Source organism: Paenibacillus hemerocallicola (genome assembly GCF_006265175.1).
GTDB lineage: Bacteria > Bacillota > Bacilli > Paenibacillales > NBRC-103111 > Paenibacillus_AB > Paenibacillus_AB hemerocallicola.
On record NZ_VDCQ01000006.1, the window covers coordinates 182,802 to 198,029 of the forward strand.

Consider the following 15,228-nt stretch of genomic DNA (forward strand, 5'->3'; position numbering starts at 1 on the left):
GAGGCGATAGGACGGAATGATTGTTGACTACGAAAAGTATAAACCGCTGTTGTTTTCCCTCGCCTATCATATACTAGGCAATGTTATGGACGCCGAAGACGCGGTTCAAGAGGTTTTCCTTTCCGTGCAAGAGAGGTCCGGGGATTCCATTCAAAACATGAAATCGTATTTATGCCGATCCGTTCATAATCGCTGTATCAATCTTCTGAACGCTGCAAGCAGGCAGCGCGAAACTTATATCGGGCCGTGGCTGCCGGAACCCTTGCTTACGGAAGGGATTCAGAGTGAAAATCCGTTGGAGAGCTATGTCAGGAAAGAATCGTTATCGACCGCTTATCTGTTGTTGATGCAGCAGCTTTCGGCCACGGAGCGTATCGTGTATGTGCTTCGCGAGGCGTTTCGGTTTCCGTTTGAAGACATAGCGGGCATAGTGGACAAAAGCAGCAACAACTGCCGACAACTTTATTATCGCGCCAAATCGAGCTTGGGCGACACGTCTAGCCGGAACGTTGTTGTTCCCGACAAAAAGAACCATCTTGTGGAGCAATTTACGCGTGCCTTGACGACCGGAAATATTGGCCTTATGGTCGACATTCTGTCAACCGAGAGCGTACTCTTCATGGATGGCGGCGGTAAAGTGAGAGTCGCCTTGCGTCCGATATACGGACCGGATTTTATTATGCGTTACTTTGAGGCGGTACGGCCGGATGTCCCCCCGTTTACAAGCGTCATTCAGGAGATCAACGGCCAGCCCGGGGTTATTCTTATAGCGGAATCGGGTACGTTCGCAGCCATAACCTTCGATTGGCTCTCTGACAAAATAGTCAAGATCTATACGGTAATGAATCCCGAGAAGCTCCGGCACTTTAACAAACAAATATGACTCGCAGGGACCCGTTCAGCAATTGTAGGCAAAATACAGGCACCTTCCTCATACAATGTACAATGGAAGAATTCGGGAGGTGTCCTGGTTGAGCTATCAAAAGTACGGAATCCCGCGGGAACTGGTGGAGCGAGTCAAGCTGAAGCTGAAAAATCCCGATACGAAAGACAGTGTCAAAATGGTATTGGACGGCGTCACCAAGGCGGATTTGCAGGACCGGGCCAAGGTCAAGTCGTTGCTTAGCAAGCTTACGAAAATACTGCATGAACCCGTATCGGAAAGCTTGGCGAATCAAATCGTGCAAATGGTCATCGACTTGAAGATCGATCCGAAAAATACGTTTCATCTGATCAAGCTGTGGGGGATGTTTCGGTAATAGGCGCGGCAAGGGATGACGGACGAGAACCGCTTCGTTCGGAATAAAGGGAAAAGCCGGCCGAAGCGGCCGGTCTTTCAATTGGCGTCGGGACGATCAACGCGTCGAATATCGTCCGAGCCGCCCATAAGACGGCCCTCGGCAAGATCCCGGAATTTCTCCACTCTGGAGAAGACGATGCGATTGCTGTCGTGAAAGCTGTTGGCCCCGTCGTAAGCCGTTCGTACGATATAAATAATGTCATTGCCGTCAAATTGAAAGTCGACGTACTGAAATCCGGTCCGTCTCTTCGATTCCTGGGAAGGGTACCCGAGGTCGTCGTGCAACAGCGCGGCCGCGAAGCGCCATTCCCGCAAATCCGGCGAGACGAACAGGGAGAGCGTTTCCCGTAGCACGTGCTTCGCCGGATCTTCGCCTTTATTGGACAGCGTCCAGTACAAGCCGGTTTCCGGATCTTTGCGGATCGTAAATTTATGCGTGCTACCGGGCAGCCATACGAAATCTTCGGCGGGGTCGAACTCCACCCGGTTGCCGCCGTCATATACCCGGACCATGGCGCATTTGTCGGTCACGGGCTCGGAGCAAATTCTCAGCATGTTATAAATTTGTCCGTCGGGTCCTTCCACGAGATTGCCCTCGATCCAACCCGCGCCTTTATTGTTCGTCCCCCATTCGGGAGGGTCCGCCTCCTGGTCGTATACCAGTTTGTTGCTCATCGTCCAATTGTCCGCCTTCAGCAAGTCGGCATCCGCGTCGCAAGAAATGACGAAGGAACGGAAACCGATCGGGCGTATGGCCGGATCCAAATCTTCGAAAGCGCGATACAGCCGTCCTCCGGCATTCAGTACGGGCATGGGGGCGCAATGATAATTGGGCGGTTCCATCCCCGGTCCCCCGCGAAACAGCAGTCCGCTAGACTCGTCGAGAGCTTGCGTCCACGTAAAACCGTCGTCTTCGCTTTTGCGGATGACGATATGGCCGAAGTCCCCTGTGGTCCCGAGCAAGAATAACTCGCCGCGGTGCAAAAACAGACTGCTCCAGAACGCTCTGGCAAGCTGAGTGACACAAGTCCAAGATAAGCCGGCGTCGTATGAATGGTAAATGCTAGTTAGCGTTTCCCTGCCTTCGTAATCCTTCGGACTTCCTTTGCCGAAATAATCGTGCGAGGCCACTAACGTACCGCCGGGCAGGCGGACGATGCTTGGGCTGCCCAGAAACGTTTGCGTCGCCCGGTCCTGGTACCGGATTTCGCTAATCCACTGCTTCATCGGTTATCCATCCTCTTCTATCCATTTGGCGCCTTGGCCGCAAACGGCCGTGCTTTCCGACAGCGCCTTACTTTTTCTTCGCTTTCTCGGTTTCGACCATCTTGTTGATTTCTTCGTCCGCCTGCCTAAGCGACGTGTTGAGGTCGGTTTTATCCGTGTAAAACAACTCGACCTTTTTCTCGATAATGTCCCGGTTCGCTTTTGTATCATACGCTGTTTTGGCATATGGGGGAGCGCTGCGCAGCGAGAGTACGGGAGCCAAATCGATTCCTTTGACCAACGGGTTATCTTCGTATAGCCGCTTCTTCACGGACGGATTGGCCAGCGCCGGCGGATTTCCGAGCTTGGCAGCCATCGTCTGCACCTCGTCGGAGAGCAGATAGGCGATCAATTCGAAGGCCAGATCCGGGTTTTTGCTGCCGTTCGGAATGACGAAGCCGTCCGAGAAGATGCCCGGCCCGATACCCGGCTTCTCTTTCCATACCGGGAACGTACTGATGCCCCATTCCAGACCTTCCTTCGCGGCTAGAGCGAAATCGGCGTCTCCGATCAAGACGAGGTGGGGGAACATGGCCAAGTTTTGGTCTTTGAGAAAGGCTGTTCTTCCGTCGCTAAACTTGGCGTTTGGCGGGTAATTGCCCGGAATCCCATAGATGCTCTTGAACATCCGGAATACGTCTTGCCACTGATTGTTCGTCAGCAGTACCGACTTGCCCGTCGACCCATCGATAAATGGCAAGGAAAGTTGGGTTTGCAGCCTGTTCACGTTGATGCCTGCGCTCAGCCCCCTGTAGTTGACGCCGTTCTCGGTCCGGGTCACCTTCTTGGCGAGTTCGACGGTCTCTTCCCACGTCATGCCGTTTCTCGGATAGGAGACACCGAATTTGTCGAAGATCGTTTTGTTCCAATGCAAGGCAAAGGAAAAGCTGCGGAACGGCATGAACAGCAGCCCGTTTTTTTCGGAGAACGAGCGGATGCTGCTGACCATCTCCGGTTCAAGACGGTTTAAGTCGAATTTATGCTTTTTGACGAGAGGATCCAAATCCGACGGCCAGCCTACATCTTTGATGACGTCGATATTCGTCAGCCCGTCCCAGATGAAGTCCGGAGTATCCCCGGCGGCGATAAGATCGGAGGGCTGCCGGCCCGCTGCGGCATCGACCTTTTTAACCGTGATGTGCGGGTATTTCGCTTTGAGCGGGTTCTGAATGTACTTGACGAAGTCATCGTCGGTGAGCAGCGTCTTCGCATATAGCGTTACGGTAACCGGGTCACTGCTTGCCGGTTTGACGGGTTGAGCGCTTTCCTCCGTATTCGTCGGATTGCCTTTTCCTGCGCAGCCGGCCAACACGAAGCCGATTGCAAATAAAGTCAACATCGGTTTTTCCCATTTACGGAACAAGATTCGTGCACCCCCAATATTATTTTTCTTGCTGTTTTCCTTCATGGATACCCGTTTCCCGCTCACATCCGCAAGCGAATTCAGTCAGACTGCCGCTTTGACGGATTCTGATTCCGGACATGTTCCTCCTTTCTGGGAAAGCGTTTTCCTGATTTCGCTTTTATTATAAAAAAAGTTGGCGTATAATGCCTATATCAATCTGCTTGCTACATTCACTATTTGGCTACGAATACGAGGTGACGACGGATGGAGCCACTACGGCTGCTCTTGTGCGGTTATTCTTACCATACCCAACCTGCCGCTTATTTGCAGGATCGGGAAGGACTGCCGCACTATTTGTTCCGTTTGCAAACGGAAGGCTATTGCCAAGCGCTGGTCGATGGCGTATTGACCACATTGGGGCCGGGAGATTTGCTGCTGTACAAGCCGGGAGACCGGTATGAGCTCGCATTTGCCCCGATGCCCAATGAGCTGGGTCAAACGGCGGTGTATAGCGGCGACTATTTCTTGTCTTGTACCGGAGATTGGGTCGGGGAGTGGTGGAAGAGAACGCCGAAAATGCAAAGGACCCAAATCCATCTCGATGAGAAGCTTATTTCGCTATGGCGGCATCTGGTGTTGGAGAAGAGGAAATACCGGATGGGGGAAGAGAACGAGGAGTTGCTCGGTTACTTGCTGCGCGCACTTTGCCTATGCATCGAACGCGCCGTATTGGAAACGTCGGCGCCTCACGGCCGCTCATTTTCCGCGGTCCGCATGAAAACGTTCATTCAGGAGAATGCGATGTTCCCCTTCAAAATCGAGGCGGTCGCTCGACATGTCGGGCTCAGCGTGTCGCGTGCCGTTCATTTGTTTAAAGAATGCTTCGGCTTTTCGATTATGGAATATACGAAGCAGGTTAGGCTCGCCGCCGCGATAGAACGAATCAAATACAGCAAAATGCCGTTGGAGCAAATAGCCGAGGCGTCCGGCTTTGCCAGCTACAGCTTTTTTTATCGGGTGTTTCGGGAGAAGTACGGCATCTCCCCATTGGAATACCGCAGGCAAGCGTGGGAGTTGGGCGATGTGAAGGTGGATCCGGCTCGTTAGCCTGTAGCGTGAGAAGTTAGGCGGGCCAAGGTTGCGGTAAGCCTTTGTTCGCGCAGCAATCATTCCAAGCGTAAATAAGGTGGAGCTTGAAGAAAATCGACGACCATGCGCTTCGATTCGCGTACAGCGGGTAATGGAATATAGACAAGGATGAGGCGAGCTGCAGGCTTGCTACATCCATTACCCGAGGGAGGAGCGAAACGATTATGAATCCGGTACATGTTACGATCTTATATTACAGTTCCACGGGAACGAACTATAAAATGGCCAAGGCGGCCGAGGAAGCGGCCAAGCAGCAGGGGGCCGAGGTCCGGATAGTCCGCGCGGCGGAGTCGGCTCCGGAAGAGGCGATATCCGCCAATCCGGCATGGAAAACCCATATGGAGGAAACGGCTTCCGTGCCCGTAGCCTCTCTGGATGACTTGACGTGGGCGGACGCCGTCATCATCAGCACTCCGACGCGCTTCGGCAACGTTGCCGCCCAGATGAAGCAGTTTCTCGATACGACGGGTTCGCTATGGGCAAAAGGGAAGCTTGAGAATAAGATCGCTACCGCGATGACCAGCGCAAGCAACAGTCACGGCGGGCAGGAAGCCACGCTTCTCGCCTTGTATACCAGCATGTTCCATTGGGGAGCGATCGTCGTCGCCCCGGGTTATACGGACGAAGCGATTCGGGCTGCAGGGGGCAATCCGTACGGTACGAGCGCGACGGTGAACGATGACGGGAGTTTTGATCCGAAAGTGCTGATGGCGGCAAAGCATCAAGCGAAGCGCGCGATTACGATCGCAAAGGCGCTGAAGAATGGACTGGGCGCTTAAGGCGGAGGTGGCGACACTTCGTTTGCGTAAAGTTACTCATGTTCGTGGAGTAAAAGGGATAGCCGATTATGGTTATTCTTTTTTTTGACTGAAAGGTTAGCTCATCTTCGCTCGGAGTATTCCGATTCGAAGCATTGCGGAACGGTGTTCCGTCAATGCCGCGATTTCCGGAATATTTCCGGGCTTAGCGGAATTGAGTTCCGTTAGTACTGCCTTTCGGGGGAGAAAAGGGATGCAAACGGCGAGATAGCGGAACGCTGTTCCTTTATTTTGCGGTCGAGAACCGGTCTAGGGTAAATAGAGGAAGCTAGATCCGTCATTCCTCCGCTTTAATTAGGGAAAAGAGAGCCTTCGGCGCGCATCGACAATAACGAATATATCATGATATATTATTATGAATAGAGAAGATGAGCATACGGGCAGGAGGCAGCCTCATGACCAACGATACATCGTCCAAACCGATGTACGAAAAAATATTCGAAGAAGTGAAGCAGCGCATCGCAACGAAACAGTACGAGACCGGCGAGCGGATACCGTCGGAGAAGGAGCTGGCGGACGAATATGGCGTCAGCCGGATTACGAGCAAGAAGGCGCTCGAAATGCTGGCGGGCGAGAAGCTCATCGTGCGAAAGCCGGGACGAGGCTCGTTTGTCGCCGATCCGGAGGTCGACTTCGCGGATTCGGCCGCGAATCCGGACCGGGGAGCGGGGCAGCCGGCACGAAGTTTCGGCAAGCCGGAGCTCGTTACGATCGGTCTCATCATGACCGATTTCGGAAACAGCTACGGAACCGGGCTCGTCTATGGCATGGAGGATGCTTCGCGGGAGCGCGATTGCTATCTCGTCTTGCGCCGGTCGTTCGGAATAGCGGAAAACGAGGAGCAATCCATCCAGAAGCTGCTGCAGCTCGGCGTTGGCGGCTTAATCGTTTTTCCGGCGCAGGGCGAATATTTCAACTCCGAAATTTTGAAGCTGGTCATCCGGAAATTTCCGCTCGTGCTTGTCGACCGGCATTTGAAAGGAGTCGCCGCCACTTCGATCAGCACCGACAATGTGACAGCGGCGAAGCAGGCGACGGAATATTTGTTCGGGCTCGGGCATTCGCATATCGCGTTCGTATCGCCGCCTCCCGCCGACACGACGGCCGTGGAGGAGCGAATCGAAGGCTTTATACGCGCACACGCGGAGCGGGGAATTGTCGTGAACAAGGAGCTGTGGGCGAGCGACCTGACATCGACGCTGCCGGACTGCTTCCGCAAGGAGAACATCGACCGGGACATTGAAGGATTGATCGATCATCTGAAGAGCAAGCCCGCGATTACGGCCGTATTCGCGACCGAATATAATCTCGCGCTGCTGGCCAAGACGGCGGCGGAAAGAATCGGGCTGCGCATCCCCGAAGATCTCTCGATCGTGTGCTTCGACAGCCCGGCGACACAATGGGGAGGCGGGTATGCGTTTACGCATATGCGTCAGGACGAAGAGCGGATGGGCCGGCTTGCGGTCGAGCGCATTTTGCAAATTCGCGAGGGCGTGTCCGTTCCTAATCGAACGATGCTGACGGCGGAGCTCGTCATCGGGGAGTCGACCGGACCCGTCAAAGCGTAACGCTCCTTGTTTTAGCGGCTTGAATAGTCATGTAATGAAGCTCCGTTCCGGCAATGGGGCTTTTTTGCGCTGTGAAAGAGGTTTTTAGTGTCATATTAGCTTTGCATATTAGTATATCAATTAATTATATTGACATATTAACATTGCGATAATATACTGGGTTTGTGAAAGCGATTAACCTGATCACTGTCAACAAAAAAGCAAATCGGGCTCGTTCTAGAAGAAATGCGGATTTCGGCATGGACGAGCGCAGATCGTCGGAACGTTCCGAGGCTAAAATGAAAACGGTTTCATGTGGAGGGCTCGTTTTCAACCGGACCAAGCGAACGTCCTTATGCCGGCTGGCCCGTTAGCCGTGGTAAAGCGCTAACCTGACGCAATCCGGGTTCGTCTACGTCACACCGGGTTTAAACGAACGAACCCAAACACATCGGGAGGAGAGAGACAACCGAGATGAAGCATTCGGTGCAAGCGCAGGGATTATGGGGAAAACGGGCTGACGAAGCGCAGAATGCTCTGGAGCAAATGTTTTGGAACGAATCGCTCGGCATGTACGATATCGAAATTCCGCGATCGGCCGAATCGGATCAAACCGTCTTCCATTACTGGTGGATGGCGCATGCGGTCGATGTGCTCGTAGACGGATTATTGCGTACGAATAACGAGCGTTACTTAGTCCGTCTCCGATCGTTATACGACGGCATTGTCAGGCGCAACGGAGGCGCTCTGCCGAACGAGCTGTACGACGATATGGAGTGGATGGCGATTGCATGGCTTCGGGCTTACGAGGCCACAGGCCAAACGCTCTACAAGCAAGCGGCGCTCGTGCTATGGGACGATATCGTTACCGGATGGAACGAACAGCTGGGCGGGGGCATCGCTTGGCGGAAGTCGCAGACGGATTATAAAAACACGCCGGCCAATGCTCCGGCCGTCATATTGGCCGCCCGTTTGTACCGCGCATTCGGGCGAGAGGACCATCTCGCTTGGGCGCACCGCATCTACGCGTGGCAGCGCATCAATCTCGTCGATCCGGCGACAGGCTTCGTCTGGGACGGTATGAATCGTACGGGAGACGGGAAGATCGATCAAGATTGGAAATTCACCTATTGCCAGGGCGTCTATATCGGAGCGGCCGTCGAGCTGTATCGGATTACCGGCGAACGAACATATTTGGCCGATGCGATTCGCACCTATGACACGGCGAAGCGGGAGCTCGCCGATTCGGCGACCGGCATGCTGCCGGACGAAGGCCGCGGCGACGGCGGGCTGTTCAAGGGCATTCTGGTCCGATATGCTGCCGAGCTCGAGTTTGCCGCGCCGACGGGCACCGTCGATGCCGCCTGGTTTTTAACCGCGAACGCGGACCGGTTGTGGCTAAGCGGCAAGTCGCCAGATGCCGCGCTGTTCGGCACGGATTGGTCGGCCGCCCCGGAAGGCGGAGTACCGCTTAGCGCCCAGTTGAGCGCGATGAAGCTGCTGGAACAGGCTGCGCGGTTCGAGACGCGCGGGATAGCGTCGGCCACGTGAACGTTCGCCGAGACGGTGAATCATAAAATGTTGAAAGGGGAATTGCCATGTTGTCACGCCATAAAATAACGATTGCCGCCGGTTTGGCGATTTTGACCGCTTTGACTTCCGCTTGCACGAAATCGACGGAAGATACTCCGGGCAAAGCGGAGCAAGCGGCCGCGAGCGGCGAGCCGGTGGAATTGGTATTTTTCTCGACCAGCCGCGACTCGGAGGAAAGCTTCGATCAAAGATTCGGCGAAGCGATCCGCAAAAAGTTCCCGAACTACACGATCCGCTATATCGCGGACAATGGAAACACGCTGGACGACTTGATGCTGACCGGACAGTCGTTCGATATCCATTGGGATTCGATCGGCGTACTGGCAAAGCCTTTGCTCAACTACAATTTTCAATACGATATGACCGGTCTGATCCAAAAGCATCAAATCGATTTGTCCCGGATCGAGGAAATGCCGCTGGACGCCATGAGAAAGCTATCGAACGGCGGATTATACGGCTTGCCGGTGACGAATAACAACCTTGCTCTGTTCTACAACAAAGATTTGTTCGACAAGTTCGGAGTACCGTACCCGAAGGACGGCATGACATGGGATGACATTCTCGATCTGGCCCAACGGATGTCCCGCAGTGAAGGCGGCGTCCAATATATCGGCTTGGGAATGTCCCCGCTCCATATGATGCGCATGAACGAGCTGTCCGTTCCTTATATCGATCCGAAAACCGGTCAGGCCGCGGTCAATACCGAGCCATGGAAGAAGTTGTTCCAGTCGGTATTCGATCGGGTAGCCGCACAGCCCGGGTTCAAAGAGTTCGTTCAGCAAAAAAATTATTTTCCCGGCAACGACTTGCGTGAGCTGACCAAAGATAAAGTGATGGCGATGTCGATCTTCCTGTCCGGCTACAGCGTACGACCGAAGGATATGGGGGACGTGAACTGGGACATGGTCTCGCTGCCGACGTTCAAGGATGCGCCGACCATAGGCTCGCAAGCGTATCCGACGTACTTCTCGGTGACGAAAATGAGCAAGCATAAGGATGAGGCGGCGGAAGTCATCAAATATTTGACCTCGGACGAGTACCAAATGGAGATGTCCCGCAAAGGCATGATGACCATCCTGAAGGATCAGGCGATCAAGAAAGCTTTCGGCGCCGAGGCGCAGGAAAAGGTTAAAAATTATTATTCGGTTTTCGTGAACCAGTTCGCCGCCACTCCGGTCAAAACGAAGTACGATTCGCAGGCGGAAGGGCTGCTCTACAAAGAACTATTCGAATACTTGAAAGGAACGACCGATTTGAACAGCGCTTTGAGGAAGGCCGAAGAAGAAGTGAACAAGATGCTGGCCGAGGAAAAAGCGAAAAGCAATTGAGCGCTTCCGTTCCGGGCCGGACTGTGCCGGAATTATAACGGATGACGAAAGTCATGCGAGGGGTCCCGCCTCGCCACTTGAAAGGCTCCCTTTCAACAGCGCGCGGAACAAGAACGTTCGTTATTTTTTGCGAAGGGAACGAAAAGTTCCTTTATTACGTGCGAAAGACGGGGAAACAGCGCAAACGGAACGATGAATTCCTTTATTGGAGCAACACGGCCCTCAAACGACCTTCAATCTGCCGATAAAGGAACGAATCGTTCCTCTACGCCCCATTTTAGCGGCTCTCCGAAGAAATAGCGGAGCTTTTTGTTCCGCGTTGCTCGACCTATCAGAACCTTTAAGTTTTTATCGTGCTAAAGTGAAATCGTATTCCTTTACTTGACCGAAAGTTGGCAACTTGAAAGTATGGTCGAAAACGACACGATTTCAACGAGCGGCTGGAGCCCGATACCCATTCCCTCCAACGCGCTGACGTTTGGGTTTGCACACCAAAGGACCGTCCGGGCGTTTTTCCGGACGGTTTTTCTTATTGATACGGATCTCGGAAAAATAATGCGATCGTCATTTCAGATTTTTGTGCTACAATGCTACGATAAGGGATACGGGCATAAGCGAAAAAATCGGATGACGTACGGATCGCAATTGACATACAGCGTGCAACGAGATGGAGGCCTACTTTGTCGGACAACCAATCCAGAACGAACTATTTCATCTTATTATTCGTCGTCTTCGGCGGATTTCTCATATTCGGATTTTCCGAAAATATTAAAGGACCGGCCATTCCGAGAATGCAAGCGGATTTCCGGCTGGATGAGGCCCAGTTAGGCGTACTGCTGGCCTTGAACTCCCTCGGTTATTTGGTCGCCTGCTCCTTCACGTCGGCATTGTCCAATAAAATCGGCATCAAATGGACCGGAATCGCCGCATTCGTCTCCATGGCAGCAGCCGGCGTATTGATGTACATATCGACGAGTTACGCTTTTTTGTCCGCTTCCTACTTTCTCATGTATATCGGCAACGGCATGCTCGAGATCGGACTGGCCATAATGGCAGCCAGAATCTTCACCAAAAATACGGGGACGATGATGAACCTCTCCCATTTTTTCTATGGGCTCAGTTCGACGGCGGCTCCTATTATCGCGGCATCGATGATGGGATGGAACGTGCTCGGAGGCGAGCTTGGCTGGCGCGGCATGTACGTGATCATGCTGTCCTTGTCACTGCTGCCTATCATTCCTTCCCTGCTGGGGAGGTTTCCGGCAGATCAAGAGGAGAAGCGGGACCGGACTTCGTTTCGCAACCTAGCCCGCGATCCGATCGCTTGGCTGGTCGTCGCCATTTTATCGTGCGGGGTCGTATCCGAGCTGGCGGTCGGAAGCTGGCTTGTCAACTTTTTGGAGAAGGCTTACGGGTGGACGATAGACGAAGCATCCCGCATGCTGTCCGTCTTTTTTGTATTTTTTATGTTATCCCGTCTATTATTCGGCCCCGTCACGGACAAAATCGGCTATACGCGCTCCGTCATGATCGCCTCGGCTTTCTCGGGAATATGCAGCCTGGCGGCTATCGCGATCGGGGAACGGGGAGCCATTTTATTCGCGGTTGCGGGTGTCGGCATCGCCCCGATATACCCGACGGTAATGGCGCTGCTCGCCAAACGATATCCGAACGGAACCGGCACGGCGATTACGTTTACGGTAACGCTTATGGGAGTCGCCAGCGTCGCGGGCAATCTTTTCATCGGCTACATCATCGATTTCGTTCGCCGGCTCGCTTCCCGGCAAGGCGCGATGGAAAGCCAATTGATCGGCCTGCAGGCCGGATATGCGGTCATTGCCATACTCGCCCTGCTGTGCTCGGCATGCTGCATCCTGCTGTACGTCATACTCCGCAAACGAAACGAGGTCGTTTAATTTTCATATAGCGCTAGGTGAAAAGGCAGCAGCCGACCCGACTCTGCAGAGCGAGAGTCGAGTGGCTGCTGTCGGTTTGGCCTACAGAAACCTTTGTAGATGCTCAAAGCGGCATATCATTGTTGAAATACGATGCAAACCGAGGCGACCGAGCTTGCACCAACGCCGAATTCGACAAATTCGGCGTTGGACCCGATAAATAAGCCGCCGGAAGCTTTGCGCTCGTTGGAGTCGACGAAATAAGCTTCGGTCGCGGGTTTGAACAGCTGAAGCTTGACCTTGGTGTCCCGACCTTCCGTCTCGTACACGCGGACGATCCAACGGTTGCCTTCGGGCTCCTCCGGCATTTTGACCGCGGAAATGGCGACTGTTCCTTCCGTCAGCTTCAGGAAGCTCGCGTCACAGGGCCGGGTACCGGGGCGAGGCACTCCGGACAATACGCTCAAAGGATGGTTGAATCGATAAGCCGTCTCCGCCAGCTCCCGGTTGGAAGAGGACGGGCCAGCTACGCATACGGCCAATCCGATCTTGTGCGGATTGCCCAATTCCGGATACGGATCGGGATCGAACGAGCTGCGGATTAACGACACCGACAACGAGTTGTCCGTTCCGCGAAAGCCGTATTTGTTCGTAGTCACGATCATGACGGTCGGCTTGTCCGGTTGTAGGCGCATTCCGAGCGCCCAGCTGTTGCCGGGCACGTCCATGTCGAGCGGCTTGCGCACTATGGTGCCGAACGGTATATCGTACTTGTACGACGGGCTCTGGTAGGCTAGCGGCCAGTGGAAGCTCAGCTGCGGGATGCCCGTCGCTCCTTTGCCGATCTCGTGCCAATCGCATTCGATGCCGAACTGAAGCCGCGGGCTGTTTCGGTCGAGGGACACGGACACCTTCAGGGCGGAGCTGCCGAACTGTAGCTCGTATTTCAGCGACTGACGGACGTTGCCCCGGTGCTCCATCTTTATTTTGACGTTCTCGTGTACGCTCGCGATGCTCATATAGCGGCCTACCCGCCATGCGGTCATTCCTTTGCTGGCGTCCTCCCGAATGAAACGGAACATGCCGGCCGGACGCGACCGGTCGATCAGCTCCGTACCCGTCGCCTTATCGATCATCGATACGACGGTTGCGTCGAATGGACTGAACGCCACCCGGAGAAGCTCATTTTCCAGCACGAACGATTCTTCGCGCTCCACCCTCGGATCTGTCGGGAAAAAAGGCCGGACGGCTTCTTCTCCGAGCGCAACGGTATAGGTAGCATATCCGCAAGCCGGAACCTTGGCCTGAATGAGCAACCGCATATAATGATGTCCCCAATGTGTATGAAAGCCGTTGTCGAGCAACTGATGCGCGACGGGATTGCCAAAGCTGTCCTTGACGACGAGCGTGCGGATCGGACTGCTCCAATCCCAGATCACGAGCTCTGCCGATTCCTCGCGATCGTACGCCGAGGGATTGAACAGATGGACGATTCGCGTATGGCCGCGTCCTCGCTCGACCTGCGTTATTTTGAATGCCTGGGTGCCAAATCCGACGCCGGCCCCCTCCGATACGGTCAGCTTGTCGCCCGGCTCGCCCAGTCCGGACGTATCGATGCCGGCGGCAATATGCTCCATGGCCAGCTTGCGGTTCGTATTGGCGATTGCCATCGTATTTTGAAACAAGCCGAGCGCGTGCTCCCGGGTTTCGATTACGCCGGAGCCGGGCAGGATGTCGTGGAACTGATTGAACAGCACGTTTCTCCACGCTTCTTCGTATGCGGCTCCGGGATAAGAGGCGCCGGATAACGCCCCTGCGGCAGCGCTGAACAGCTCCGCCTCGTTCAACGACGCTTCCCCGATCCGGTTTGCCGTCTTGATGCGCGTCTGGGAAGTGTAGCAGCCGGTAAATACGAAATTTTGCTCGTCTTGGATGACAGGCAATTTCTCGCTGACCGTTTCGAGCAGCCTGTAAAAATCGGCGAACGTTCCGAAGCGGATATTCGGATAAATCGGCCAGCCGTCCATATCGCGCAGCCGCTCCAAATCGCGTCTCGTCGGCCCGCCTCCGTGATCCCCGACGCCATACACGTGCAGATGCGTCTTCAGTCCGGTTTGCCGGCATATATCGGGCACATACGAGCCGAGAATCGGCTGGATGAAGTCGTTGTACCAGGTAGGTTCACGGTAGCCGATGATCGAATGGCCCGACGGCGCTTCCCAGCGGTAGGCAACGGGTCCGTCGCTTCCGCGGCAATTGTAGTAATAGCGGACCCCTCCGTTTGCGAGTATTTCCGGTACATGAAGGCTGTGACCGAATGTATCCGGCTCGAAATCCAGATTGAGCGAGCCGGCGTCGATATCGAGCAGCCTCGCCAAATATCGTTTCGCATAGAGCATTTGCCGGGTCAGGCTCTCGCCGTTCGGCATGTTTTTATCCGCTTCCACCCAATGCGAAGCCGTCACCTCCCAGCGCCCCTCATGAACCCTTCGTTTGATCTCTTCCAGCATAAGTGGCGCATATTGTTCGACGATCCGGTAAACCGCCGCCTGCGATTGGGAGAAGACGAAGAACGGATATTCCTCCATCAGATTCAGCATCGTCCGGAACGTATCCAAAGTTACCGAGACGGTCTCGTCCCAAGGCCACATCCAATTCATATCGATGTGCGCATGCGCTACGCAAAGGATATCGTAGCTTTTGGCCTCGGCGGCGAGATCGTTCAGCAGCTGCTCGGCTTCCAAGGCCGTTTGCTTGGCGATGACGCCTTCTTCGGCAATTCGCCCCTCCACATAGGCCAGCGCCGTTTCGATAACGTCTGTATAAGCGCCTGCTTTTCCTTTCGAGATTTCATTGGCATAAACCAATTGCGATAAAATGCGTTCTCCCCAGTAGCCGGGGTGCGATTTGATTTTCTCGTCCCAATAGCTTGTCGGAACCGCACCGAGAAGCTGCCGAAGCCGCGAGTCGATCGATTTCATATGCAT

Annotated in this window: 11 protein-coding genes; 8 read left to right on the forward strand and 3 right to left on the reverse strand. The window is 54.3% G+C overall.

From position 1 onward, the window contains the following. The first annotated feature begins 16 nt into the window (after positions 1 to 16). Positions 17 to 883, forward strand: a complete 867-nt coding sequence (locus tag FE784_RS06705; RefSeq protein ID WP_139601363.1) for an RNA polymerase sigma-70 factor — start codon at positions 17 to 19, stop codon at positions 881 to 883. A gap of 88 nt (positions 884 to 971) precedes the next feature. Then, entirely contained in the window at positions 972 to 1,259 is a 288-nt protein-coding gene (locus FE784_RS06710; RefSeq protein WP_139601364.1) for a stage VI sporulation protein F, read from the forward strand. Positions 1,260 to 1,336: 77 nt separating this feature from the next. Here the strand turns inward: FE784_RS06710 and FE784_RS06715 are convergent, their stop codons facing one another. Next, the gene (locus FE784_RS06715; RefSeq protein ID WP_176706004.1) at positions 1,337 to 2,527 is read right to left on the reverse strand and encodes a sialidase family protein; all 1,191 of its coding nucleotides are present in this window, start codon (positions 2,525 to 2,527) and stop codon (positions 1,337 to 1,339) included. Between the two features lie 67 nt (positions 2,528 to 2,594). Continuing rightward, positions 2,595 to 3,929, reverse strand: coding sequence for an ABC transporter substrate-binding protein (locus FE784_RS06720; protein ID WP_176706005.1), 1,335 nt, complete (start codon positions 3,927 to 3,929; stop codon positions 2,595 to 2,597). Between the two features lie 246 nt (positions 3,930 to 4,175). Between FE784_RS06720 and FE784_RS06725 the strand changes: the two genes are divergently transcribed. The 6 genes from FE784_RS06725 to FE784_RS06750 all read left to right on the forward strand — a co-directional run bounded on the left by FE784_RS06725 (position 4,176) and on the right by FE784_RS06750 (position 12,262). Next, a complete protein-coding gene (locus FE784_RS06725; protein ID WP_139601366.1) occupies positions 4,176 to 5,018 on the forward strand; it encodes a helix-turn-helix domain-containing protein in 843 nt (280 codons plus the stop codon). A gap of 206 nt (positions 5,019 to 5,224) precedes the next feature. After that, the gene (gene wrbA / locus FE784_RS06730; protein ID WP_139601367.1) at positions 5,225 to 5,839 is read left to right on the forward strand and encodes an NAD(P)H:quinone oxidoreductase; all 615 of its coding nucleotides are present in this window, start codon (positions 5,225 to 5,227) and stop codon (positions 5,837 to 5,839) included. 434 nt (positions 5,840 to 6,273) lie between these two features. After that, positions 6,274 to 7,446 (forward strand): GntR family transcriptional regulator, encoded by a 1,173-nt coding sequence (locus tag FE784_RS06735; protein WP_139601368.1) that lies wholly within the window; start codon positions 6,274 to 6,276, stop codon positions 7,444 to 7,446. 453 nt (positions 7,447 to 7,899) lie between these two features. Next, entirely contained in the window at positions 7,900 to 8,976 is a 1,077-nt protein-coding gene (locus tag FE784_RS06740) for a glycoside hydrolase family 76 protein (protein ID WP_139601369.1), read from the forward strand. 47 nt (positions 8,977 to 9,023) lie between these two features. Beyond that, entirely contained in the window at positions 9,024 to 10,346 is a 1,323-nt protein-coding gene (locus FE784_RS06745; RefSeq protein ID WP_139601370.1) for an ABC transporter substrate-binding protein, read from the forward strand. Positions 10,347 to 11,026: 680 nt separating this feature from the next. Further along, positions 11,027 to 12,262: an MFS transporter gene (locus tag FE784_RS06750; protein ID WP_139601371.1), complete on the forward strand. Its 1,236-nt coding sequence runs from the start codon at positions 11,027 to 11,029 to the stop codon at positions 12,260 to 12,262. A gap of 116 nt (positions 12,263 to 12,378) precedes the next feature. Here the strand turns inward: FE784_RS06750 and FE784_RS06755 are convergent, their stop codons facing one another. After that, on the reverse strand, positions 12,379 to 15,222 hold the full coding sequence (locus tag FE784_RS06755) for a glycoside hydrolase family 38 N-terminal domain-containing protein (RefSeq protein WP_176706006.1): 2,844 nt from the start codon (positions 15,220 to 15,222) through the stop codon (positions 12,379 to 12,381). Between the last annotated feature and the right edge of the window lie 6 nt (positions 15,223 to 15,228).

Bases quoted from the DNA above. Each gene is read 5' to 3' on its own strand.
- FE784_RS06705 (WP_139601363.1), top strand. From the start codon at position 17: ATGATTGTTGACTACGAAAAGTATAAACCGCTGTTGTTTTCCCTCGCC.
- wrbA (WP_139601367.1), top strand. From the start codon at position 5,225: ATGAATCCGGTACATGTTACGATCTTATATTACAGTTCCACGGGAACG.
- FE784_RS06735 (WP_139601368.1), top strand. From the start codon at position 6,274: ATGACCAACGATACATCGTCCAAACCGATGTACGAAAAAATATTCGAA.
- FE784_RS06740 (WP_139601369.1), top strand. From the start codon at position 7,900: ATGAAGCATTCGGTGCAAGCGCAGGGATTATGGGGAAAACGGGCTGAC.
- FE784_RS06725 (WP_139601366.1), top strand. From the start codon at position 4,176: ATGGAGCCACTACGGCTGCTCTTGTGCGGTTATTCTTACCATACCCAA.
- FE784_RS06745 (WP_139601370.1), top strand. From the start codon at position 9,024: ATGTTGTCACGCCATAAAATAACGATTGCCGCCGGTTTGGCGATTTTG.
- FE784_RS06715 (WP_176706004.1), bottom strand. From the start codon at position 2,527: ATGAAGCAGTGGATTAGCGAAATCCGGTACCAGGACCGGGCGACGCAA.
- FE784_RS06755 (WP_176706006.1), bottom strand. From the start codon at position 15,222: ATGAAATCGATCGACTCGCGGCTTCGGCAGCTTCTCGGTGCGGTTCCG.